This is a genomic window from Stenotrophomonas sp. 05L414_2 (assembly GCF_056397905.1).
Map to the genome: position 1 here is coordinate 1 of NZ_JBFTOJ010000051.1, position 23,904 is coordinate 23,904.

Annotated in this window: 22 protein-coding genes; 10 read left to right on the forward strand and 12 right to left on the reverse strand. The window is 67.7% G+C overall.

Going from position 1 to position 23,904, the window contains the following annotated elements; genetic code table 11:
- A partial coding sequence (locus AC1DJN_RS09285) for a GGDEF domain-containing protein (protein WP_478039123.1) occupies positions 1–1,598 on the forward strand: 1,598 nt, incomplete at its 5' end.
- Positions 1,599–1,768: 170 nt separating this feature from the next.
- Here AC1DJN_RS09285 and AC1DJN_RS09290 read toward each other — a convergent pair.
- The gene (locus AC1DJN_RS09290; protein ID WP_032975450.1) at positions 1,769–2,209 is read right to left on the reverse strand and encodes a universal stress protein; all 441 of its coding nucleotides are present in this window, start codon (positions 2,207–2,209) and stop codon (positions 1,769–1,771) included.
- Positions 2,210–2,350: 141 nt separating this feature from the next.
- Between AC1DJN_RS09290 and AC1DJN_RS09295 the strand changes: the two genes are divergently transcribed.
- The 4 genes from AC1DJN_RS09295 (at position 2,351) to AC1DJN_RS09310 (ending at position 7,463) form a co-directional block, all read left to right on the forward strand.
- Positions 2,351–3,268, forward strand: coding sequence for a LysR family transcriptional regulator (locus tag AC1DJN_RS09295; RefSeq protein WP_032975413.1), 918 nt, complete (start codon positions 2,351–2,353; stop codon positions 3,266–3,268).
- Positions 3,269–3,422: 154 nt separating this feature from the next.
- Positions 3,423–4,952, forward strand: a complete 1,530-nt coding sequence (locus tag AC1DJN_RS09300; RefSeq protein ID WP_032975414.1) for an MFS transporter — start codon at positions 3,423–3,425, stop codon at positions 4,950–4,952.
- A gap of 22 nt (positions 4,953–4,974) precedes the next feature.
- On the forward strand, positions 4,975–6,057 hold the full coding sequence (locus AC1DJN_RS09305) for an HlyD family secretion protein (protein ID WP_032975415.1): 1,083 nt from the start codon (positions 4,975–4,977) through the stop codon (positions 6,055–6,057).
- A complete protein-coding gene (locus AC1DJN_RS09310; protein ID WP_282279606.1) occupies positions 6,054–7,463 on the forward strand; it encodes an efflux transporter outer membrane subunit in 1,410 nt (469 codons plus the stop codon). The genes AC1DJN_RS09305 and AC1DJN_RS09310 overlap by 4 nt, the downstream gene beginning before the upstream one ends.
- Positions 7,464–7,557: 94 nt before the next feature.
- On the opposite strand, the gene AC1DJN_RS09315 is transcribed toward AC1DJN_RS09310, so the two are convergent.
- The 6 genes from AC1DJN_RS09315 to AC1DJN_RS09340 form a co-directional block, all read right to left on the reverse strand.
- Positions 7,558–7,956: a hypothetical protein gene (locus AC1DJN_RS09315; RefSeq protein WP_051584927.1), complete on the reverse strand. Its 399-nt coding sequence runs from the start codon at positions 7,954–7,956 to the stop codon at positions 7,558–7,560.
- 171 nt (positions 7,957–8,127) lie between these two features.
- Complete coding sequence (locus tag AC1DJN_RS09320) at positions 8,128–8,466, reverse strand: hypothetical protein (protein WP_025874099.1); 339 nt, start codon at positions 8,464–8,466, stop codon at positions 8,128–8,130.
- Positions 8,467–8,544: 78 nt separating this feature from the next.
- A complete protein-coding gene (locus tag AC1DJN_RS09325; RefSeq protein WP_478039124.1) occupies positions 8,545–9,486 on the reverse strand; it encodes a DegV family protein in 942 nt (313 codons plus the stop codon).
- A gap of 95 nt (positions 9,487–9,581) precedes the next feature.
- Positions 9,582–10,214 (reverse strand): 2-hydroxychromene-2-carboxylate isomerase, encoded by a 633-nt coding sequence (locus AC1DJN_RS09330; protein WP_032975418.1) that lies wholly within the window; start codon positions 10,212–10,214, stop codon positions 9,582–9,584.
- A gap of 19 nt (positions 10,215–10,233) precedes the next feature.
- Positions 10,234–11,496: an amidohydrolase family protein gene (locus tag AC1DJN_RS09335; RefSeq protein ID WP_032975419.1), complete on the reverse strand. Its 1,263-nt coding sequence runs from the start codon at positions 11,494–11,496 to the stop codon at positions 10,234–10,236.
- Positions 11,496–12,905, reverse strand: coding sequence for an amidohydrolase (locus AC1DJN_RS09340; protein ID WP_025874103.1), 1,410 nt, complete (start codon positions 12,903–12,905; stop codon positions 11,496–11,498). The genes AC1DJN_RS09335 and AC1DJN_RS09340 overlap by 1 nt, the downstream gene beginning before the upstream one ends.
- Positions 12,906–13,058: 153 nt before the next feature.
- On the opposite strand from AC1DJN_RS09340, the gene AC1DJN_RS09345 reads away from it, so the two are divergent.
- Both AC1DJN_RS09345 and AC1DJN_RS09350 read left to right on the forward strand, forming a co-directional pair.
- A complete protein-coding gene (locus AC1DJN_RS09345) occupies positions 13,059–13,835 on the forward strand; it encodes an AMP nucleosidase (protein WP_025874105.1) in 777 nt (258 codons plus the stop codon).
- 43 nt (positions 13,836–13,878) lie between these two features.
- Positions 13,879–14,418: a DUF924 family protein gene (locus AC1DJN_RS09350; RefSeq protein WP_032975420.1), complete on the forward strand. Its 540-nt coding sequence runs from the start codon at positions 13,879–13,881 to the stop codon at positions 14,416–14,418.
- Positions 14,419–14,538: 120 nt separating this feature from the next.
- Here the strand turns inward: AC1DJN_RS09350 and grxD are convergent, their stop codons facing one another.
- On the reverse strand, positions 14,539–15,465 hold the full coding sequence (grxD, locus tag AC1DJN_RS09355) for a Grx4 family monothiol glutaredoxin (protein ID WP_025874107.1): 927 nt from the start codon (positions 15,463–15,465) through the stop codon (positions 14,539–14,541).
- 60 nt (positions 15,466–15,525) lie between these two features.
- Between grxD and AC1DJN_RS09360 the strand changes: the two genes are divergently transcribed.
- A complete protein-coding gene (locus AC1DJN_RS09360) occupies positions 15,526–16,305 on the forward strand; it encodes a polysaccharide deacetylase family protein (protein WP_282279607.1) in 780 nt (259 codons plus the stop codon).
- Positions 16,306–16,558: 253 nt separating this feature from the next.
- Here AC1DJN_RS09360 and AC1DJN_RS09365 read toward each other — a convergent pair whose 3' ends face one another.
- The 3 genes from AC1DJN_RS09365 to AC1DJN_RS09375 are packed head-to-tail and all read right to left on the reverse strand — an operon-like array spanning position 16,559 to position 19,190.
- Complete coding sequence (locus AC1DJN_RS09365) at positions 16,559–17,290, reverse strand: class I SAM-dependent methyltransferase (RefSeq protein WP_032975423.1); 732 nt, start codon at positions 17,288–17,290, stop codon at positions 16,559–16,561.
- Positions 17,291–17,294: 4 nt separating this feature from the next.
- Complete coding sequence (locus AC1DJN_RS09370) at positions 17,295–17,912, reverse strand: SGNH/GDSL hydrolase family protein (RefSeq protein ID WP_032975424.1); 618 nt, start codon at positions 17,910–17,912, stop codon at positions 17,295–17,297.
- Positions 17,913–17,915: 3 nt separating this feature from the next.
- On the reverse strand, positions 17,916–19,190 hold the full coding sequence (locus AC1DJN_RS09375; protein ID WP_025874111.1) for a pyridoxal phosphate-dependent aminotransferase: 1,275 nt from the start codon (positions 19,188–19,190) through the stop codon (positions 17,916–17,918).
- A 112-nt stretch (positions 19,191–19,302) separates the two neighbouring features.
- On the opposite strand from AC1DJN_RS09375, the gene rsgA reads away from it, so the two are divergent.
- Positions 19,303–20,412, forward strand: a complete 1,110-nt coding sequence (gene rsgA, locus AC1DJN_RS09380) for a ribosome small subunit-dependent GTPase A (protein WP_478013651.1) — start codon at positions 19,303–19,305, stop codon at positions 20,410–20,412.
- A 192-nt stretch (positions 20,413–20,604) separates the two neighbouring features.
- Positions 20,605–21,858, forward strand: coding sequence for a flavohemoglobin expression-modulating QEGLA motif protein (locus AC1DJN_RS09385; RefSeq protein WP_032975427.1), 1,254 nt, complete (start codon positions 20,605–20,607; stop codon positions 21,856–21,858).
- Between the two features lie 446 nt (positions 21,859–22,304).
- Here AC1DJN_RS09385 and AC1DJN_RS09390 read toward each other — a convergent pair.
- Positions 22,305–23,904: TonB-dependent receptor (locus AC1DJN_RS09390; RefSeq protein ID WP_478039125.1), on the reverse strand; the 1,600-nt coding region annotated here is incomplete at its 5' end.

Genomic DNA, 23,904 nt, shown 5'->3' on the forward strand with positions numbered 1-23,904 from the left:
ACCTGCAGACCCGTGATTCCCTGGGGTTGCCGGCCAGTGGCCGGCACGACCAGAGCGTGTGCCCGGAGTGCCGTTTTGCCGCAGTGGATCACGCCGCTGTGGCGTGCCGGCGCGCTATCGTGCCGCCATACGGCCTTGCGCATGGGGGATGCATGCTGGTTGTGCTGGCGCTGATGTTCCTGATCTGCCATGGCGTGGTCGTGGCGTTCTGGCCGGGTGCGGCCGGTGAGGGATCGTTCGTGTTCCTGACCGTGGCACCCCTGCTGGCGGCTGCGGCCTGCCTGTGGCGCGGTCAGCGCGACCGTGCTGCGCTGGGCTGGCGTGCCACTGCAGTGGCGCTGCTGCTCTGGGCCGGTGGCATGGCCTTCAACATGGCCGACGCACTGGGCGCCGGACGGGCCGACATCACCCCGCGCGCCAGCCTGCTGCTGTATGTGCTGTACGGTGTGCCGCTGGTGTTCATCCTGGCCCGCGCCCGTCGCGAACGCTGGACCATCAGCCTGATCGACGGCGTGATGGCGGCCCTGCTGGGCGTGTTGTTCTTCGTGCATACCCAGTCCTTCGCCGACCGCATCGATATCGACGACCAGGCGATGGCGCACATGCAGCGCATGTTCGACATCCAGAACCTGTGCATCGCCGGTTTCGCGGTGGTGCGCTGGGTCGCCGGCGATGCGCCTGAACGGCGCAGCTTCTACCGCGCGCTGGCGCTGTATGCGCTGTCCTATCTRCTGCTGGCGTTCTACATCAATCACTACACCGCCGAGCAGTCGTTCGGCGCCTACAACGATCTGCTGATCGACCTGCCGTTCCTGCTGCTGGCGCTGCTGGCGCTGCGTCAGGCACCCGCACCGGGCTTCGTGCTGCATCCTCGCCTGCTGCGATTGGTGCAGGCCGGTGGACCGATCATCCTGCCCTTGTTGCTGCTGGTGGTCGGCACCCTGGTGGTGGACCACGCGCGGCCGTTGGCGCTGACCGGGTTCGTGGTGGCAACGCTTGGCTTCAGCCTGCGCAGCACGTTGCTGCAGCTCGACCTGCTGGAACGACAGGCCGGCCTGGATCAGATGGCGCGGCAGGATGGCCTGACCGGCGTAGCCAATCGCCGTCAGTTCGATACGCTGCTGCTGGCCGAATGGAACCGGGCGCGTCGCAGCGGCAGCGAACTGGCATTGCTGCTGGTGGACATCGACCATTTCAAGGCATTCAACGACGAGCACGGTCATCCTGCCGGCGACCGCTGCCTGCAGGCGGTGGCCGCGGTGCTGCAGGCCACCGCCGGGCGCGCGGCCGACAGCGTGGCGCGCTATGGCGGTGAGGAATTCGCGGTGATCGTGCCCGGCAGCCCACTGTCGGGTGTGCTGGCGCTGGCCGAGCGCCTGCGCGAGGCGGTGGAAGCGCTGCCGCTGCCGGAAGGCCGGGTCAGCATCAGCGTGGGCGTGGGTTACCTGCATCCGCCGGCGCTGGCCACCGCCGAACAGTTGCTGGCCGATGCCGATGCCGGCCTGTACGCGGCCAAGCGTGCGGGCCGCAACCAGGTGATCCTGCACGCACACGTGCTGGACGACGACGGGGGCGCGCACGACACGCTGGACTGTTGAGCATGGCTGCGCGACTGCCACGGCAGGAAAGTGCGTGGTTGATCGGGGCTGGCGCGACCGCCCGGTCGGATCCAGCAGGCGCAGGCGTTGCCGGCCAGCGGCCGGCACTCCCCTGGCAGGCAGCCCGCGTCAGGCCGCCGCAGGCCAGTACATTGCCATGCTGGCGATACCTACGGATCACGTGTTTCCACCAGCACCGGGCAAGGCGCATGGTCGATCGTCCATTGCCCCACCGAGGGCTCGAACAGGCGCTGCAGGCGTGACAGATGGCGGTGGCCGATGACGATCAGGTCGCATTGCAGGCGACGCGCCTGCGCGCTGATCACTTCGCCAGGATCGCCGCAAGGCAGCTGTGCGATGGCGTCCACGCCGCGCTCGCGCAGCTCGGCCAGGGCGTCGGCCAGTACCGCTTCGGCATGCGCCTGCTGCCGGGCGGCGGCGGGATACTCACGGCGGTCGGCATCGGTGGCACCAGCGGCCAGTGCGAATTCGGGGTCAAGCACGCACAGCAGGTGCAGGCGGCTGCGGGGGCCGGCCATGGTGGCGGCCAGGTCCAGCACGCGGTCGTGCTGGGGGCCGCCATCAAGCGCGACCAGCAGGGTGTTGAACATGGAAAGCTCCTTTGCAGGGCGCTGATGGTCGCTGATGTCGTCGCGCGCACCCATGCCGTGCGCCGCAGTCAATGCGTGCGTACAACGCAATTATGGATGATCTGGATTGCAGTAGAGTCATCCCATTTGCGGGAGACTGCCATGCCCTTGCCGGACCTGAACCTGTTGCTGGCACTGGATGTGCTGATCGACGAATGCAGCGTGGCGGCCGCTGCGCGACGGATGAATCTCAGTGCGCCGGCGATGAGCCGTACCCTGGGCCGGGTACGGGTAGCCCTGGGTGATCCGGTGCTGGTGCGCGCCGGCCGTGGGCTCGCTCCCACGCCACGCGCGCTGGAACTGCGTGAGCAGGTGCGCGATGTGATCGAGCAGGCACACCGCGTGTTCAATGCGGGCCGCGAGGTCGACATGGTCACGCTGGAACGAACGTTCAGCGTGCGCGCCAACGATGTGTTCATCGGCAGCTATGGCGGCCGCCTGCGTGATGTCTTCCGCCAGCAGGCACCGCGCTGCATGCTGCGCTTCGTGCCCGAAGGCGATACCGATGACGATGCGATGGTGCAGGGGCGGATCGACCTGTACATCAGCACGGCCGGCAAGCACAGCCCGGAAACCAAGGTGCAGCACCTGTTCACCACCTCGCTGCTGGGCGCGGCACGCGAGGATCATCCGTTGTTCGACGGCGACATCAGTGTCGAGCGCTTCGCCGCGTGCGACCACATCGCCGTGTCCCGGCGCGGGCTTGCGCATGGCCCGATCGACGAAGAGCTGGCAGCRCTTGGCCTGCAACGACGGGTGGCGGTGGTCATCCCTACCTTCCACGGCGCGATCTTTGCTGCCGCCGATTCGGACCTGGTGCTGCCGCAGATGCCAAGCGTGATGCTCGACCGCATCACCCGCATGGGCCTGCCGCTGCGGATGTTCCCGCTGCCGGTGCCGGTGCGGACCGTAGCGCTGGTGCAGGCCTGGCACCCACGCATGGACAACGACCCGGCCCACCAGTGGCTGCGGCGGGCGATCAAGGGCATGTGCGATTCGGTCGAGGCGGCCCACCACTGATTGCCCGCGGGCGTGCGTTGTACGCACGCCTGCGATGCCGGGCACGCCATTTTTCGCAGGCAACGGCCTTTCTAGACTGCGCTCCCGAAAGTTTCACTGAGCGCAATCCAATGTCTCCATATATGCCGTGTACTGCACGGATCGGCAGCCGGCAGTGAGCACGCCGGCCGCCATGCCCGCGGCGCCGGCAGCGCCCCGGCCCGTCGCTGCCCCCGGCTTCGACCGGCGCATCCTGGTTGGGCTGTGCGGTGTGCTGCTGGCAGTGCTGGTGTCGGGTTTCAACGAGAACGTCACCAAGGTCGCGCTGGCCGACATCCGCGGTGCGATGGGTTTCAGCGTCGATGACGGCAGCTGGATCGTGGCGCTGTACAGCGCCATGTCGGTCAGCGCGATGGCATTCGCACCGTGGTGCGCAGCCACCTTCTCGCTGCGCCGCTTTGCGCTGGCGATGATCGGCGGCTTCATGGTGCTGGGCGTGCTGTGCCCGCTCGCCCCCAACCTGCAGACCTTTCTGCTGCTGCGCGCATTGCAGGGCCTGTGTGGGGGCGCGTTGCCGCCGCTGCTGATGAGCGTGGCGCTGCGCTTCCTGCCGCCGGGCATCAAGCTGTACGGTCTGGCCGCCTACGCACTGACCGCCACCTTCGGGCCGAGCATGGGCACCCCGCTGGCCGCATTCTGGGTGGAGCAGGTGGGCTGGCACTGGGCGTTCTGGCAGATCGTGCCGTATTGCCTGGCGGCGATGGCGATGGTCGGCTGGGGCCTGCCACAGGATCCCCTGCGGCTGGAGCGCTTCGCACAGTTCAACGGCGTCGGCCTGATGCTCGGCCTGCCGGCGCTGGTGCTGCTGGTACTGGGCCTGGTGCAGGGCCCGCGCCTGAACTGGTTCGACTCGTCGTTGATCACGCTGATGCTGGGGGGTGGTGCGGGTCTGCTGGTGCTGTTCTTCATCAACGAGTGGTTCCATCCACTGCCGTTCTTCAAGCTGCAGCTGCTGGCCAACCGCAACCTCAGCTACTCGCTGATTACCCTCGGTGGCGTGCTGTTCGTGCTGCTGGCGGTGATCTCCATTCCTTCCGGCTTCCTCGCCAGCGTGCAGGGCTATCGCCCACAACAGACCGCGCCGATGCTGCTGTGGGTGGCGGTGCCGCAGGTCATCGCGCTGCCGTTGGTCGCCGCACTGCTGAACATCCGTGCGATCGATTGCCGTTGGGTGCAGGCCACCGGGCTGGCGCTGCTGGCGCTGGCCTGCTGGCTGGGCGCGCATCTGGACGTCAGCTGGATACGCGACAACTTCCTGTGGGTACAGCTGCTGCAGGTGTTTGCGCAGCCGATGGCGGTGCTGCCGCTGCTGATGCTGGCCACCGGCGGCTTGGCGCCACAGGACGGTCCCTTTGCCTCGGCGTGGTTCAACACGGTCAAGGGCTTTGCTGCGGTGCTGGCCAGCGGCGTGCTGGAAGCGGTCGCGCAGGGACGCCGCCATTTCCACTCCACCGTGCTGGTCGAGCGACTTGGCGAACAGCCGTGGCTGGCCGAAGGGCCGCAGCTTGGCGCGCGCCTGCATGCGCAGGTGCAGGCGTTGACCTCGGCCGATCTCTACCTGCTGGTCGCGTTGGTCGCGCTGGCCTTCATTCCCCTCATTGCCTGGATGCCCACCCGCATCCATCCGCCACGTGCCGTGGCCTGATCCCCTTCGCAGGAACTCCCCCATGACAATCAATCGAACGTATCTCAACGCGGGCCTCGGCCTGGGCGTACTGCTTCTGGCCGGTGGTGCCTGGCTGCTGCTGCGCGATGGCCGCCACCAGACCACCAACAACGCCTATGTGGTCGCCGACTACACCGTGGTCGCACCGAAGATCGCTGGCTTCGTCAGCGCGGTGGAAGTGCAGGACAACCAAGCGGTGAAGGCCGGTGACGTGCTGGCCCGCATCGATGACCGCGACTACCAGGTCGCGTTGCTGGCCGCCCGCGCCGACCTGGGCAATGCGCGCGCGCAGCTGGCCAACGCGCAGGCGGCGCTGGCACAGCAGGGCTCGCTGATCGAACACGCCCAGGCGAGTGTGGATGTCAGCCGCGCCGAACTGACCCTGGCCAGCGCCGACCAGCAGCGTTACCGCGAGCTGGCCCGCAACGGTGCCGGTACCGTGCAGAACGCGCAGCAGGCGCAGTCGAAGCAGGCCGTGGCCAGTGCACATCTGCAACAGGGACAGGCCGCGTTGTCGACCGCACGCCAGCGCACCGACATCCTCGCTGCCGGGGTGCAGGCCGCACAGGCGGCCGTGCAGCGCGCCGAAGCCGCGCAGGCGCGTGCCGAACTGGATCTTTCGCACACCGAGCTGCGTGCACCGATTGATGGCGTGGTGGGACGCCGCGCAGTGCGCGTCGGCGCCTACCTGACCCCGGGCACGCCGGTGGCCGCGGTGGTGCCGCTGCAGCGCGCCTTCGTTGTCGCCAACTTCCAGGAAACGCAGATGACCCGCATGCAGCCGGGGCAGCAGGTCGAACTGACGGTGGACGTGTTCCCCGGCACGCGGCTGCGTGGCCATATCGACAGCATCGCCCCGGCCACGGGGGTGACGTTCGCCGCGGTGGCGCCGGAAAACGCGACCGGCAAYTTCACCAAGGTGGTGCAGCGCATTCCAGTGAAGATCGTGCTAGAGCCGGAGCAGGCATTGCTGGGCCAACTGCGTGCCGGCATGTCGGTGGAAGCCAGCGTGGATCTGCAGCGTCCGCAGCGGGTGCAGAGTGCGCAGCGCGAGCGGCACCGCACGGGCGGGGAAGGCGCATGATCCGCGTATTCCCGCGTGGACTGGCTGCAGCGGCACTGTGCACGGCGTTGACCGCCTGCACGCTGGGCCCGGACTTCGTGCGCCCGCAGGCCGAGCTGCCCACGCAGTGGCAGGGCGAAGCGGTGGCTTCAGCTGCGCTGGATGACGACGCCAGCTGGTGGTCCGGTTTCGATGATCCGCTGCTGGGGCAACTGGCGACGCAGGTACTGCAGGCCAATCTCGACCTGCAGCTGGCCGCCAACCGGGTGCAGCAGAGCCGCGCCGCGCGTGGCGTCACCGCGGCCGACCGGCTGCCCAGCGTCGGCGCCACTGCCAGTGGCGTACGCGCGCGCAACAGCGAGGTAGGCCTGAACGATCCGTCCGGTAATGGCGGTCGCGATGACTATGGGCTGTTCCAGGCCGGCATCGGCATGAGCTGGGAACTGGATCTGTGGGGACGCGTACGCCGTCAGGTGGAAGCGGCCGACGCACGCGTGCAGATGGCTGAGGAAGATGCACACGCGGCGCGCATCGCGCTGCTGGCCGAGACCGCGCGTGATTACCTGCAGTTGCGCGCAACGCGCCAGCTGCTGGCCATCACCGAGGACAACCTCAGCATCGCCCACGACATCAAGCGGCTGACCGAAGCGCGCCAGCGCCAGGGCGTGGCCAGCACGTTGCAGGTCTCCAGTGCGGCGGCGCAGGTGGCATCGCTGCAGGCTCGCATCGCACCGCTGCGGCACCGCGAATCGCAGCTGCGCAATGCACTCGCGTTCCTGCTGGCACAGCCGCCGCAGGCACTGGATACGCAGCTGCAGAGCGCGCGCCGCGATTGGCCCGCGTTGCCGACCGTGGCCGTGGGCGTGCCCAGTGAACTGGCCGAGCGTCGCCCTGATGTCCGCCGTGCCGAGGCTGCGCTGCATGCTGCCACGGCGGGAATTGGCGTGGCCAAGGCCAGCTTCCTGCCGCGCATCACCTTGAATGGCGATGCCGGTTTCCAGGCCAGGCAGCTGGATGATCTGGATGGCTGGAACGCGCATCGCTTCAGTATCGGCCCGTCGATCAGCCTGCCGATCTTCCAGGGCGGACGCCTGAAGGCCAACCTGGCGCTGAGCAGGCTGCAGCAGCAACAGGCGGCCCTGCAGTTCCGCCGTACCGTGCTGCAGGCCTGGCATGAAGTGGACGATGCCATCGACGGCTATGCCGCCGAACAGCAGCGTGCCGCGCAGCTGCACGTGGCGGTGGATGAGAGCGAGACGGCGCTGGGTGCGGCGCGTCGGCAGTACCAGGCCGGCGTGGTCGACATGCTGGATGTATTGAGCACCCAGCGCATCGCGCTGGACAACCAGGCCGCGCTGGCCAACAGCCGGGCGACCGCCGCGATTGCACGCGTAGAGCTGTATCGCGCCCTGGGCGGCGGTTGGTAAGGCGCAGGTTGGGTAGTGCCGGCCGCTGGCCGGCAGGTGCCGTCTGCATGAGTTGCCGGCCAGCGCCCGGCACTATCCTGGCAGGCAGCCCGCGTCAGGCCGCCGGCTTTTCGCGTTTGCGGAACAGCAGATAAGGCCAGATACCGATCAACACCGCTGCGATGACCGTGCCGTAGACCAGCGCGAGCACTGACTTGCCCGGCTCGGTCCAGACCATGCCCAGCAGAAGCAGGCCGAACACGATGGTCGGCCCGCCCAGCAGGATCATGGCGAAGGTCTTTATCCGTCCACTGGTGGGCGCATTGGCGAGCTTTCCGACCATGTCGGTACCACCGAAATGCACCTGCAGTGCATCGCTGGTGGAACGGGCGGGCTGCGGTTTTGCGGGTTCCGGCGGTGCCACCGGCTGCTGCAGGTCCATTTCCCGAGGCGCCGGCGGCAGCAGGTCCGACAGGTTGGTCTGCTCGATGAGCGCTTTCAGCTTGGGGTCCATGTGCAATCCGTGCGGTCACCGTTGGCGGCGGCACGATACCAGCACACCCAGGTGCCGGGTAGTGCCGGCCGCTGGCCGGCAGCTCGGCAAGGTGAAGCCGGTAGTGGCCAACCTTGGTTGGCAGCCTTCAGGAAAGCGCCAACCAAGGTTGGCGCCTACCAGAGGCGGAACTCAACGCACGTCGCGCAGTTCCCAGTGGTGCCCGGCCAGCAGGCGCAGGCGCTGCTTGAACACGTCACTGTCGATGCGGGTGGTGGCCACCAGGTTGATGCGCAGGTCCTTCTGCTCACCGGTCACGGTGGCCTCCGGATCGGTCGCGCCCCACTGCGGCTCCACCGCATCCGGGTCCGGCTGCTTGTCGCGCCAGCGCTCGAACAGGCTGCCATTGCGCAGCGCGTTCTGCAGTTCTTCGGCGAAGCCGGCAGCGCCCTGCGAATGGAAAGACAGGTCGGGGTCGTTGCCGCGGGCCTTGGACGGTTCGGGCAGGCTGATGTGGTACTGCGCAGGCATGTTGATCTCCTTGAGGTGCGGCTAGGCTGGCATAGGCGCGGTGGAATCGATGTGCAGATTCCAGAGCGCGGTTGGCCTTCATTCAAATCGATGCGGCCCATCGGCAAAACCCACGGTGACCGCGCCCTTGCCGACGTTGACCATGCCGGTCAGGCTCATCACCGATTCGTACACGGTCACGCCATGGCCGGCGCAGACCTCCTTCATCTGCGCATAGCCGGGCAGGGYACGCAGCTCGTCCAGTTCGCCRCCGTAGCTGACGCACACGGTCGGCGTCATCAGGCCGGCGCGTACGCGCTGGCCGACCACGCCGAACAGCTTCAGCACGGCATTGTCGAAACCCTTGATCTTCGCCACCGGCCCGGTCTGCCCGCGATAACCATGCAACACCGGCTTGATGTCCAGCGCACTGCCCAGTGCGGCGCTGAGCAGGCCGACGCTTCGGTCGCCCTTGTGCCGGGCGCGGGCACGCATGTAGTACAGGTCGCGGGTGACCATGTAGCCGTGCACGTTGCCGGCCAGTTCTTCCAGGCGCTCGCGGATCTGCTGCACGCTGGCATCACTGGCGCGCAGCCGCACCGCTTCCACCGCCGTCACCGCCTGGGCGGCGAACAGGTTCTGGGTATCCAGCACGCGCAGCGCGAACGGCGAGTTGAAGCCGGCCGCCTGCCGCACCGGCTTGTAGTCGTTGAGGATGGCGAAGCTGGCCTGCAGTGCATTGTCGTGGATCGGGCTGCGGGTCTTGGTGATGGTCATGCAGAACACATGGTCGTAGTCGATCACCAAGCGTTGCAGGAACAGGTCGCGGATCTGGTTGACGCTGAAGGGGATGGTCTCCGCTTCGGCGCCGTGCTCGGCGACGTGCGCGTGCAGGAAGCTGAGCGTTGCCTGCTCGTCGCGGTGGTCGGCGAGCACCGCTTCGCCGATCCGCACGGTGATCGGCAGCAGCACGATGTTGTGCTCGGCAATGAAGTCCTGCGGCAGGTCGCAGGCCGAGTCGACGACGATTCCGATGCGCATCCGCGGCTCCCCCTCCAGGGCGGTTGTAGGTTCGGAAATGTGAAAACTATCTCAAAACGGGGGCGGGCGCGCGAGGGAAACGCGCCGCTCCCTGTTCAGCGACTGCGCTGCACCGCCACCGGCAGGGCCACCGCCTGCTGCCAGTCCGGCCGGTCCAGCAGGCTGGGGTCGTCCAGCACCGCCGCCATCAGCGGGTGGGTATCGTTGCCCCAGAACAGTTCGCCGTCGATGGCCAGGGTCGGCACGCCGAACACCCCGGCCTCGATCGCCGCCTCGGTGTTGCGTCGCAGTTGCTCCTTGATGGCCGGCTCGCCAATGGCCGCCTCTACGTCGCTGATACCCAGCCGGGCGGCGGGTTCGCGCAGGGCCTCGGCCGTGTCGCCGGCGTGGCCGTCGCGCCAGATCCAATCGAACAGCACGTCCACTGCCGCAGTGCTGGCACCGGCGGCCAGGCACAGGCGCAGGGCCGCCAGCGGATTGAACGGGTGCCCGGGCGGGAAGCGCAGTGGCGTGCCCTCGGCCTGCGCGGTCCACAGCAGCTGGCGGTACATGAAGCGGCGCTTGGCCGGGATCTCCGCCGGGCCCAGGTTGCCCAGATGGTGCAGTACCGCACCAAAGGCGATGGGCACCGGTTGGATGCGCCCGAACTGCGGCAGCTGCTTCACCTTCTGCCAGTGCAGGTAGGAATAGGGCGAGACGAAGTCGAAATACCAGCGCAGGGTGGGCATCGATGGCTCCTGGTTACGGTCAGGGTTGCGCGTTGCGCTGCAGGTAGCGGTCGCGCAGTTCGGTCTGGCGCGAGCGCATCGGCATCGCGCGGCCGCCCAGCCAGACCTGCTCGGCATAGTGCGCCACATCCAGCGGATCGCCTTCCCACAGCACCAGGTCGGCACGCTTGCCCGGCTCGATGCTGCCGATCTGGTCGGCCACGCCCAGCACCTCGGCCGGTACCCGGGTCAGCCCGGCCAGTCCGTCGGCCCAGGGCAGGCCGTTGGCCACCGCATTGCCGGCCAGCTGGCGCATCTTGCGTGCGTTGTGCGAGGCATCATCGCGCTGGGCGAAGGCCACCGGTACGCCCGCGCGCTGCAACCGCGCGGCGTTTTCCAAGGTGGCGCCGATCTGGTCGAAGGTCGTCGGCAGGTTGCCCAGTGCGTCGACGAACACCGGCACCTTGGCCGCTGCCAGTTCCGGTGCCAGCTGCCAGGCCTCGGCACCGCCGGCGACGGCGATCTTCACCCTCTCGCGGGCCGCCCAGCGCAGCAGCTGGCGGATGTCGGCCGCGCGGTCCACTTCCACCACGATGCGGCCCTGCCCGGACAGATAGCGGGCGAGCGTGCGGCGGCCGGCCGGGGTCAGCAGCGCATGCGGCGAATCGGCGGCCACCTGGCCGCGTGCCTCGTCCACCATCTGCTGCAGCAGCATCCACTGCGCCGCGCGCGATTGACCGGTCAGTTCAGATGCTGCAGCACCCAGGCGCAGGAACAGCGCGCGCGGGCCGATCGGGTCGGCACTGCCATCGAAACGCACCACGCCGCCCTGGCCGGCGACGAAGCCACCGCCGGTGGCCGCGCCCAGCGCAGTGAAGCCGATGCCGTCCAGGCGCGCCACCGGAATCAGCACGGATGCCGGGTTATAGGCCAGTGTCACGTCGAACTCCGGGCGTAGCGGCTGCTCGCCGATCTTCAGTGCGCTGTCGACCGTGCTTGATTCACCGGATACTTCCTCGATGCCGATCTCGGTGATGCCACCGAACAGGGCAGGGGTCAGCATGCGTCCCTTGGCTTCGACCACCGGCACACCGGCCGGTGTGGACAGGCCCCGGCCCACCGCACGGATGATGCCGCCCTGCACCAGCACATCGGCATCTTCCACGTTGCCACGTGCGCTGGCGGTAGCGACCGTCGCACCGCGCACCAGCAGGTCCTGCGCCGAGGCTGCGGTTGTCATCACCAACAGCGCAACCAAGGTAGCGCCGGGCCATGCCCGGCGGCGCTTGTTCAACATGCCCATCAGCGCAACTCCTGTCCAAGCTGGAAATCCGACCGCGGCGTTGCCGATGGCGTGCTGCGGTCGTACACACGGCGGCCATCGACGAACACCTGCTCGGCCAGTGCATACGAACTGAAGGGATTGCCGTTCCAGATCACCACGTCGGCCATCTTTCCGGCCTCCAGCGTGCCGGTCTGCGCCTCGATGCCCAGCGCCTTGGCGGCGTTGGCGGTCATCCAGGTGATCGCGCGTTCCGGCGCGATCTCCGGCATGTGCGCGCGGCGCGCGGCGGCCATCACCTTGGCTGCCTCCTGGTTCAGGCGCTGGATGCCCTCGGGCGAGTCGGAGTGGACGATGGCGCAGCTGTTCTTCGGCCGGTCGACCAGCGCGATGTTCTCGGCGATGCCGTCGAAGGCTTCCATCTTGAAGCCCCACCAGTCGGCCCACAGTGCCCCGCACACGCCTTCGGCCGCCAGCCGGTCGGCCAGTTTGTAGGCCTCCACGCCGTGGTGGAAGGCGGCCACCTTGAAGCCGAATTCCTTGGACAGGTCGAGCATGGTGGCCATTTCATCGGCGCGATAGCAGTGGATGTGCACGCGGATATCGCCCTGGATCGCACCGGCGAGCGTATCCAGCTTGAGGTCGCGCTTGCCGCCGGCATCACCGGCGCTGTCGCCCTTGTCGCTGCCGAACCAGCCCTTGCGCTTGGCCGGCTTCGGCTTGTTCTTGGCGATGTAGTCGGCTGCGTCGATGAAGGCTGCGCGGTAACCGGCCACGTTGCCCATCCGCGTTGCAGGTGCCACGCCCTTGCCGCCACCGTAGACGCGCTTGGGGTTTTCGCCGCAGGCCATTTTCAGGCCCCACGGCGCGCCGGGGAACTTCATTGCCTGGTAGGTGGTGGCAGGCACGTTCTTCAGCGTTACGCCGCGGCCACCGACCAGGTTGGCCGAGCCGGGCAGCACCTGCATGCTGGTCACTCCGCCTGCCAGCGCCGCCTGGAAACCGGGGTCCTGCGGCCATACCGAGTGCTCGGCCCAGACGTTGGCGGTGACCGGCGCGGTCATCTCGTTGCCGTCGCTGTGCGCGCCGACACCGGGGCTGGGATAGACGCCCAGGTGCGAGTGCACGTCGATCAGGCCGGGCGTCACCCACTTGCCGTCGGCGTTGATGCGGGTGACGCTGGCATCGACCTGCAGCGCATCGCCGACGGCGACGATGCGGCCATCGCGCAGCAGCACATCGGCGTTGTCGAGGCGCTGGCCGGTGCCGGTCAGCACCGTTGCGTTCTGGATCAGCAGCGGCCCATCGGGGTGCGCCTGGTAGGTGCTCGGGTAGGGATCGGCCACGAAGCGCGAAGCGCCCACGGCCGGCGCCGTGCTCAGCGATACCAGCGCCAGACCCAACCCGGCGCGCAACAACGTCGATGTCATGCAGATCCCCTTGGCAGCGTGTTCAACCCACCGACGCTAGCCGGGGAGCGGCGTGCTTGCCAAGTGTCCTTTTTCACGGGTCGCCATCGGCCATCTCGACGGCAACGACCGCCTCCCGGAAAATGGTGCTCCCCACGCCGTACCGGAGCGCCCATGAAGAGCAAGCAGGACATCGTCGACAACTGGCTTCCGCGCTATACCGGCGTGCCTCTGGACCAGTTCGGCCAGCACATCCTGCTGACCAACTTCGGGGGCTACCTGCATACGTTCTCCGCGCTGACCGGGGCGCCGGTGATCGGCCTGGACCGGCCGATGGCCAGCGCCACCATCGACGGCATCACCATGATCAACTTCGGCATGGGCAGCCCCAATGCCGCGATCATCATGGATCTGCTGTCAGCGGTGATGCCCAAGGCCGTGCTGTTCCTGGGCAAGTGCGGCGGGCTGAAACGCAAGAACGAGCTGGGCGACCTGGTGCTGCCGATCGCGGCCATCCGCGGCGAGGGGACCTCGGGCGACTACCTGCCGCCGGAAGTGCCGGCCTTGCCGGCCTTCGCCCTGCAGCGTGCGGTTTCGACCATGATCCGCGACCTCGGCCATGATTACTGGACCGGCACCGTCTACACCACCAACCGCCGGGTCTGGGAGCACGACGAGGCCTTCAAGGAGCGGCTGCGGGCGATGCGCTGCATGGCCATCGACATGGAAACCGCGACGATCTTCGCTGCCGGCTTCGCCAACCACATTCCCAGCGGGGCCCTGCTGCTGGTTTCAGACCAGCCGATGATCCCGGACGGGGTGAAAACCGAGGCGTCCGACGCCAAGGTCAGCTCGCAGTTCGTGGAAAACCATATCCAGATCGGCATCGAGGCGCTTAAGCTTATCCGGCGCAACGGCAAGTCGGTCCGCCACCTGCGCTTCGACGAATGATGATGATGGCCTGGCGCGGCGCGCCGGCCCTGGGGAGTAGGTGATGGACGTTGCCGCGCAAGTGGTGGAATTCTGGAAGGACGCGGGCCCTGAAAAGTGGTTTGCCCGCGATGATGCGTTCGACGCGCGGTTCCGTACGCTGTTCGCGGACGAACACCACGCTGCCGCATCGCGCGCGCGCGAGCACTGGCTGGGCAGCGCCGAGGGCGCGCTGGCGCTGATGCTGCTGCTGGACCAGTTCCCGCGCAACTGCTTCCGCGGCACGGCCCATTCCTATGCCACCGATGGCCTCGCACGGCACTACGCCACGCGCGCGATCGAGGAGGGGCTGGACCTGCAGCTGGTCCCCAAACTGCGCGCCTTCATCTACCTGCCGTTCGAGCACTCCGAAGATCCGCTGGACCAGGACCGCTCGGTCGCGATGTTCGACGTGCTGGGTGACAAGGAATACCTGCAGTACGCCGAACTGCACCGCGACATCATCCGCCGCTTCGGCCGGTTCCCGCACCGCAATGCGGTGCTTGGCCGCATTCCGTCGCCGGAAGAACTGGATTACCTGGCCGAAGGCGGGTTCGCCGGGTAACCGGAACGTCAGCCCCCGCGCTTGGGACACGGAAGGAGTAGATCCACGCCATGCGTGGATGGGCTCAACAGAAAACGCCGGCTTTCGCCGGCGTTTTTCCTGTGCATCAAGCGCAGCCGATCAGTACTTCGGCACGCCGTTGTCCACTTCGTCCGACCAGGCATCGATGCCGCCGGTGACGTTGAACACCTTGCTGAAGCCCAGCGCACGGAACTGCTCTGCTGCCTGCGCGCTGCGGCCACCGTGGTGGCACAGGAAGGCCAGGGCGGTGTCCTTGGGCAGGGCTTCCAGCTCGGCGCGGCCGTTGCCATCGAAGCTCTTGAACGGCACGCCGACAGCGGCAATGGCGCGTTCTTCGGCCGGGCGCACGTCCACCAGCATCACGTTGCCGGCACGCACCAGGTCGTCGGCATCACGCACGCTGATTTCCTGCACCGGCTTGGGCGCGTTCGGGTTGTCGATCGCCAGGCCCTTGCCACGGATGTCGTCGACCCAGTCGATGGTGATGCCATCGGCGCGGCGGGCGCTGGCCAGGTCGAACTGCACGCGCAGGCCGTTGGACTCGGCGGCGATCGCGCCTTCATCGTACGGGGCCAGCTGGAAGTTCGGCTGGAAGCGGGCATCGATGCCCAACTGCAGCGACGCACCCGGCGAATCGGCCAGCGCGCCCTTCAGCATTTCCACCGCGGCCGGGGTGACGGTGATGCGCGGCGGGGTGCGGTCCGGTGCAGCCAGGCCCAGCACGCTGCTCAGCTCGCCGCTGGCGGCCATCTGCAGCACGATGTCGCTGCCGCCGACCAGTTCGCCGTCGATGTACAGCTGCGGGATGGTCGGCCAGTCGCCATAGGCCTTGATGCCTTCACGGATCTCCGCGTCAGCCAGCACGTTGACGTGGGCGAACTCCACGCCCAGGTCCTGCAGGGCACCCACGGCCTTGGCCGAGAAGCCGCACTGCGGCATCGACGGCTGGCCCTTCATGAACAGCACGACGCGGTTGTCGTTGAGGATGGTTTCGATGCGCGAACGCAGGGCGGGATCGAGGGACATGGCAGTCATGGGTCCGAAAAATTCGAATCATCAATTCTACCCCCCATGGCATCATGGGGCATGACCAACGCAGGAACATTGCATCGCATCCCGACCCAGCCCTGGCGCTGGGTGCCCTGGCTGGTGCTGTCGCAGCTGGCCGTGATCCTGGTCTGGGTGCTGGCGGGCTGGCACTGGGGCCTGGCCCTGATGGTGGCAAGCCACGCGTTGTTCATGGTGCCGGTGTTCCTGCCCAACAGCCGCTTCTACGCGCCGGTGCTGAGCCGGTTGCCCGAGGCTGGCAACAGCGTCTGGCTGACCATCGACGACGGCCCCAGTGAACAGACCCCGGCGGTGCTGGATCTGCTGGACCGGCACCAGGCGAAGGCGACCTTTTTCCTGGTCGGCGAGCGCGTATTGGCGCATCCGGCCCTGGTGGAGGAAATCCTGCGTCGCGGACACGACCTCGGCAACCACAGCCACAGCCATCCGCAGGCGCGCTTCTGGCGGCTGGGCCCGGGCACGATGGCGGCGGAGATCGAGGGCTGCCAGCGAGCGCTGCAGGCGGTGAGTGGGCGACCGGTSCGCTGGTACCGCTCGGTGGTGGGCATGACCAACCCGTTCGTGGCGCCGGTACTGCGCAAGCTGGGCCTGGTGCGCGTGGGCTGGAGCGCCCGCGGTTAYGACGGCGTCGGCTGCACCCCGGATGGCGTGCTGGCGCGTCTGCTCCCGGACCTGCGCCCGGGCGCGATCGTGCTGCTGCATGAAGGTGCCGCACATGGCCACAACCTGGCCATCATCGAACGGGTGCTGCAGGTGCTGGACGAGCGCGGCCTGAAAGCCGAACTGCCGGCCAGGTGACCGGTGGCGCCGGGCCATGCCCGGCGAGCGCGCAGCGCGGCAAGAGCGAAGCGACCCGCGTTTGCCCTTCGCTTTTCTCCTGTCTTCCGTGGTGGACGCGCCCGTAAACCGTCCGTGTCCGGGTGGGGTGGGCTGCGCGGGGTATCCGCGCCATGGATGGCGCGGCTAAGCCCCCAAGGAGGGGTTCACGGCGTCCCCGCGCAGCCCATCCCGCCCGGGCAGCCCCCGTAGACAGCCGCCCACCACGAGGGGCTCAGCCGTTGGCCGCAGTTCCCGGCCGCTCGGCCACCAGCAACCAGCTGTTGAACGGCGTGCGCCCATGCAGCGGACGCAACGGAGCCACCTGCATGCCGGCAGCCGCCAGCGTGGCCTGCAGCCGCTGCGGATCCGGGTAATGGCGCGGTCGCGTGCCCATCCAGCCGACCAGCCAGGCCAGTCGGTCAGCCACCCGCGTGGTGCGGTCGCGGCGGTCGCCGGTCGCCAGCGGCGTGCGCAGCAGCAGGCGGCCACCGGGCGCGACCCGCGCGCTCACCGCGCGCAGCAGCTCCAGTTGCGGCGCTTCGTCCAGGTACTGCAGCACATCCAGCAGCAGCACATGTCCACCATGCACCGGCAACGGCGCCTGCACATCCAGACAGTCGAACCGTACGTCGGCCAGGCCACTGCCGGCGCGCTGCGCACGGGCGATCTTGTCGCTGTCCACGTCGACCCCGAGATACCGCTGCTGGCGGCCGCGCTGGCGAAGCACATGCGCGAACAGGCCCAGCCCGCAGCCCAGGTCGAGCACCGGCTGGCCGTCATCGGGAAGGTGCTGCAGTACGCCGTCATACAGCGGGTCGCTGCCCAGCTTGCCGCGCGTGTAGTAGTAATCGCGGCGGCTGCCCCAGGCCTGCATCGGCCGGAAGGACTCGGCGATCAGGCGCGCCTGCCCGGCATCCAGCGGCGAACAGGGCAGGGGCGTGCCGTTCCGTGGCGTGCCGTCCATCGTCTCAGTCCGTCCTGCCCAGCAGGTGTGCGGCCACCGGCAGCGCACGCGCGCTCCACAGCCCGTACATCCGTGCGGACGGGTGCAGGCCATCCTCGGCGATCATCGCCGGGTCAGCGCCGGTGTCGCGGCTGATATCGGTGATGTCGACGAAGGCCACGCCCTGCTGGGTGCTGATCACCTCGGCGGCAGCGTTGAACTCGTCGGTTTCCAGTTCGATCTGGCCCAGGTCGCGTCCGCTGCCTGCACCGTACGGCGTGGTGCCCCAGTCCGGGAAGGACAGCACCAGGACCCGGTCCGCACGGTCGCCGGCAAAACCAATCGCGCGCTGCAGCAGGGCCTGGAACTGCACCTGGTACTCGTCCAGCGGACGCCCGCGATACTGGTTGTTGACGCCGATCAGCAGGCTGACGAAGTCGAACGGCCCTTGCGGCGCCACTTCGTCGATGCCGGCGTCGAGCTCGTCGGTGGTCCAGCCGGTGGTGGCGATGGTCTGCGGGTCGCCCAGCGCGATGCCCTGCGCGCGCAGGGCGGCGGCGAGCTGATGCGGCCAGCGGCCGTCGACCGCGACCGCTTCACCGATGGTGTAGGAATCGCCCAGGGCCAGATACGACAAGCCCATCGATCAAGCCACCGACCGGCGGGGCTTCAGCGGCACCACCTTGGTGGCGTCTTCGGCACGGCGGGCGAGGGCGCGGTCGATACGGGCGAACACGTCACGCATCACCGACGCCTCCGGCAGCAGGGTCACGCGGAAGTGATGGCGGTAAGGCACGTTGAAGCTCGAGCCCGGCACCACCAGCACGCCGTCGTTGTTCATCAGGTCGAGCGCGAAATTATGATCGTCGAAGCCCTTGGCAGCGGCACCGACCACGGCCGGGAACGCGTACAGCGCGCCGGCGGGGGCAACCAGCGACAGGTGTTCGCTGGCCTCGCAGGCTTCGATCACCGCACGACGGGTTTCATACAGGCGGCCACCCGGTGCGCACAGTTCCGAAATGGTGTCCGGGCCGTTCACTGCGGCGTCGATGGCGTACTGGCCCGGTACGTTGGCGCACAGGCGCAGTGCGCCCAGCAGGTCCAGCGCGGCGCGGAAGTCGCCCAGCCGCGCGTCGTCGCCGCTGAGGTGCGCCCAGCCCACCCGCCAGCCGCAGGCGCGGTGCACCTTGCTCAGGCCGCCGAAGGTCAGGCAGGGATGGTCACCGGCCAGCGGTGCGACCGGCTGGAACACCGCGTCGTCGTACAGGATCTGGTCGTAGATCTCATCGACCAGCAGCAGCAGGTTGTGGCGGCGCGCGATCTCCACCACCTGCTCCAGCAGCTCACGCGGGTAGCTGGCACCGCTGGGGTTGTTCGGATTGATCAGCACGATGGCGCGCGTGCGCGAGGACACCAGCGTCTCGATCTCGCTCGGGTCCGGCTGGAAGCCGTTCTCGGCGGCACAGCGGTAATACACCGGGCGGCCATCGTTGAGGATGGTCGAGGCCGACCACAGCGGGTAGTCCGGCGAGGGCACCAGCACTTCGTCGCCCGGGTTGAGCAGCGCACGCAGCGACAGGTCGATCAGCTCGCTGACACCGTTGCCGACGAACACGCGGTCCGGATGGGCATCCGGTGCGCCACGGCGGGCGTAGGCGGCGGCGATGGCCTCGCGGGCGACCGGCAGGCCCTGCTGGTGGGTATACGGATCGGTGCGGCCCATGTCATCGGCGATCGCGCGCTGCAGGTGTTCCGGTGCACGGAAGCCGAAAGCGCCGGGATTGCCGATGTTGAGCTTGATCAGCTTGTGGCCCTGCGCTTCCAGCTCCCGGGCTCGCCGTGCCAGTTCTCCGCGGATTTCGTAGCGCACTTCGGAAAGGCGCTCGCGGATGACCAGGGGTTTGGGCGAGGGAGTGGACATGGGCGGTGGGCCGCAAAAGGCATGGGGCTTCCATGGTAGCGGAATTGCTGCAGCGCATGGCAAGGGCCGCAGGGCCCGCCAACATTGGGCTGGGCGGCACCACACAGGTAGAATGGCGGCGATGACCCAGACCCCCGATTTCACCGCTCTGCAGACCATTGGCTGGCCCTGGCCGGGCCCGCCGCAGCAGGCCGACTGGCAGGCCGTGATGGCCGCACACCCGCAGGCCCACCCGGCGCGGGTGATCGAGCAGCATCGCACCCACTATGTGGTGGCTGATGGCCCGGAGGCATCGATCAAGGCCGAATCGCTGCCGGAGTGGCAGCGCCCGCGCTTCCCCAGCCACGAACGGCCGGCGGTGGGCGACTGGGTGCTGCTGGATGGCATCCGCATCGTTGCCCTGTTGCCGCGACGTACCGCCATCAAGCGTGGCGCTGCCGGTGAGCATTACCACCAGCAGGTGATCGCSGCCAACATCGATACCGTCTTCATCGTCTGTGGCCTGGATGCTGACTTCAATCCGCGCCGTATTGAACGCTACCTGCTGCTGGTGGGCGGTGGCGGTGCCGAACCGGTGGTGGTGCTGACCAAGGCCGACCAGACCGAGTACAGCGAAGATGCGCTGGCGGTACTGGAAGAACTGGAGATGCAGGGCATCGCCCTGCATGCGATCAATGGCCTGGATGCCGACAGTGTTGCAGTGCTGGAGCCGTGGCTGGGCCCCGGCCGCACGGTGGTGCTGGTGGGTTCTTCCGGTGCGGGCAAGTCGACGCTGACCAACACGCTGCTGGGCGAACAGCGGATGAAGACCAATACAGTGCGCGCCAACGATTCGCGCGGCCGCCATACCACCACCCACCGCGCACTGATGCCACTGCCGATGGGCGCCTGCCTGATCGATACGCCGGGCATGCGCGAACTGAAGCCGACCGGCGAAGAAACGCTGGCCGAAGGCGGTTTCGCCGACATCGAAGCGCTGGCCGCGCAGTGCCGCTTCCGCGACTGCATGCACCAGCAGGAACCCGGCTGTGCCGTGCGTGCGGCGATCGATGCCGGCGAGATCGAAGAGAGCCGGCTGCTGAACTACTTCAAGTTGAAGGAAGAAGTGGCCGCCGCCGCTGCCAAGCTGGCCGTGCGCCAGGCCGAGACCGTGCAGGAACGCGGTGGCCGGAAGGGCAAGAGCCAGCAGTTCCGCCCGGCGGGCAAACCGCGCCGGCGTTGACCCCGCGGTGCCGGAAACCCGCTTCCGGTAGATGCCAACCTTGGTTGGCACGGAGGCGTCCGAAGCCGGCCTCTGCCCGCTCTTGGTGGGTGCCAACCTTGGTTGGCACGGAGGTGTCCGAAGCCCGCCGTCGGCGGATGCCAACCAAGGTTGGCACCTACCAACGCGCGGGCAGGGCGTTATAGTCCGCCCATGGAACCGACCGCGACGCTGGACCGTGACGTGGCCCACCATGCAGCGCTCGATGCGCGCCTGGTCGAGGCCGTAGGAGGCATCCGCCTGCTGGGCCTGACCAGCTGGCCGGCGACACTGCAGGCACCCTTCCTGGACAGCGTGGCCCGTGGCCAGCCGACGCTGCCGGTGGTCGACTACCCGAAGCTGGACTTCAGCGACGAGCGTCGCGCGCTGGCCGCGCTCGCTGCCGAGTGTGACGAAAGCCATCCGCTGGGCCATTACGTGCAGCAGTCCGCGCAGAGCTGGGATCTGGCAGCGCAGCTGCTGGAAGGCCTCGGTACCGCGGCCGTGGATGCCTGTTCGATGCAGTTGTTCGGTTCGCCCGAGCAACCGTTGCCGGGCAACGGACCGAGCACGCGCGATGCGGCGCGCCACTTCATCCAGATTGCTGCCGAACTGGATCACGAACTGCTGGCACCGGAAGAGCAGGTGCCGGTCTCGGCCATCGCCCTGCAGTTGCAGCTGCAGAATGATCTCGATGCGTTTTTCGAATCACGCATCATCCAGGTGCAGCTGGATCCGGAACTGGTCTCGAAGGCGGCTGCCGGACCGACCCGCATCCGCCTGCGCACCAGCGCGCGTTTCAGCGCTTACGATCGCGCGCAGCTGTTCCACCACGAAGCGCTGGTGCATTCGTTGACGGCGTTGAACGGTCGCGCGCAGCCGGTGCTGCCGAGCCTGGCGCTGTCTTCGCCACGGGTGACGGCCACCCAGGAAGGACTGGCGACGTTTGCCGAGCAGATCACCGGCAGCATCGACATCGAGCGCCTGAAGCGCATCAGCCTGCGTACCGAGGCGATCGCGATGGCGCGCGAAGGTGCGGACTTCATCGAGGTGTTCCGCTACTTCTGCGATGCCGGGCAGAACCCGGAAGAGAGCTTCGCGTCGGCGCAGCGGGTATTCCGCGGTGTGCCGCCGAGTGGCGGCCTGGCCTTCACCAAGGACACGGTGTACCTGCGCGGGCTGGTGTCGGTGCATACCTTCTTCCGCCACATGCTGGCCGAGGATCGCCTGCAGGTCTGCCGCTGGTTGTTCGCCGGCAAGATGAGCCTGACCGATGCGATCGCGTTCGCCCCGCTGTTCGAATCGGGTGTGCTGAAGCCCCCGCGCTGGCTGCCGCACTGGATGAGCCGGGCCAACGGCCTGGCTGGCATGCTGGCGTTCTCGCTGTTCGCCAACCGCATCCGGATGGACCAGCTGGCGCCGGAATGAAATGCGTTGGCGGGATGATGCGCTGGCGCCTCGATTGATATCGGTTGGCGGCGGTGGGGCACCCTGGCCAGGACACGCCGTAAACCCATCCATGGGGGCTCGATCGGCGCATCCATGCGCCTCACGGTCCTGGCCAGGGTGCCCCACCGCCGCCAGACAGTTTCCCGCGCGGGCGGCAGCACATCACCGCGCCGAAGGGATTGCGCTTGAAAAGCAAAGAGCCGGGCACTGCCCGGCTCTTTGCTTTTGCTCTTGCTCTTGCTTTCCATTGCCTCCGCGCCGGCGCGGGGAACTGTCCAGCGCGGGTAGGCAGGCCCATGCAGGACCGTTGGCGCCATGGATGGCGCCATCGAGCCCCCATGGACGGGTTTACGGCGTGTCCTGCATGGGCCTGCCTGCCCGCGCCATGCAGGAACAATCAATGCGCCGCAGCGCCCGCTTTCGACTTAGAACTCCGCCGCCACCGTCATGAAGATCTGCCGCGGCGCACTCGCATGGATTGCATACCGCGTGCCCTTCGGATCGGTCGGTGCGAACGAACTCAGCTGGCCCGCATAGCGCTTGTTGGTCAGGTTGGTCGCGTTCAACGACACCCGCACGTTGCGCAGGCCCATGCCCGGGCCGAAGTCGTAGCCGGCGCCGGCATCGAAGGTGGTCACGCCCGGCACCGACTGGTCGTTGGTGTAGGTGTAGTACCGCTTGCCGGTGTACTTGGCGCGCAGGCTGGCGAAGAAGCCATCGCGGTTCCAGCTGATCTCGCTGGACGCCATGCGCTGCGGCGTATCCACGGTGATCTTGCCGGCCACCGGTACGATCGCACCGCCCGAGGTGTAGTCATCCTCGTAGGTGGTCTTGTTCCAGGACAGCGCGTTGTACCACTGCAGGCCATCGACCGGCTTGAGGATGAAGGTCAGCTCTGCGCCATGGCTCTTCACCGAACCGACGTTGATGAAGCGCGTCACGCACTCCGGACGCGTGCCTACCTCGATGCTCGAGCACGGGTTCAACGACAGCAGACGGTTGTCGAACTTCACGTTGTAGGCCGCGATCGACGCCTGGTATTTCTCGCCGAAGGTACGGAAACCAGCTTCCAGGCTCTTGGACTTCTCCGGCTCGAGGCCGGCGCTGGCCGCGAACGATTCCGGCGACACCTGCAGCGGGCCACCGCTGCCGCCGCCGACGAAGGCGGCGATGTTCTCGGCGTACGAGGCGAACACTTCATTGTTGGCGTTGAGCTTGAAGCCCACGCCCAGCTGCGGCAGCACCGATTCCTTGGCGGTCAGCGTACCCGAGGCGATGCTGGTTTCCACGCCCGGCTGGGCCTTGGCAGTCATGCGCGTGTTGGGGCTCTTGATGCCCACGTCCACGGTCAGGCGCTGGTCGAGGAAGCGCATGCGGTCCTGCACATAGAACTGGCGGGTACGGATGTCGAAGTCCTGGTTGAACAGGCGGCGGTCCGGATTCTGCAGGTACAGGTCGTCCAGGAACGGGCCGCTGATGTAGTAGAAGTTGCGCGAGACGTTATGGTCGTTCTGTTCGTACCACACACCGGCTTCCAGTTCGTGGATGCCCAGCGTCCACGACAGCGCAGCGGTCACGCCATCGCGGTTGATGGTGTAGTTGGTGCTGCGGATCGAGATCGGCAGCATCCTGTCGGTGCCCGGGTAGGACGGCTGGCCCGGTGCCCACCAGTGGCCCTGGCCACGGTTTTCGTGGTGGTAGCCCAGTAGTTTCAGGCGGCCCTGTTCACCCAGGCGGATGTCGGCGTCGATCGAGTACAGGTTGTCATCGCGCAGCGCACGGCTCTGGTAGTAGGCATCGTCGATGCTGTTGACGCCGCCGCTGAATGCACAGCGTGCCTTGTTGTAGGTGCCCGGTGCGCAGTATGCAGCCGCGACGGCGCGATCCCAGTCCGGTGCATAGATGTTCCAGTCATAACCCAGGCCGCGCGCCAGCATGTCCTTGGACAGGTAGGCATAGTTGGCCTGGCTGGCGCGCGAGGTGGCGACGAAGGCACCGAAGCGGTTGTCGCCCACGTTCCATACC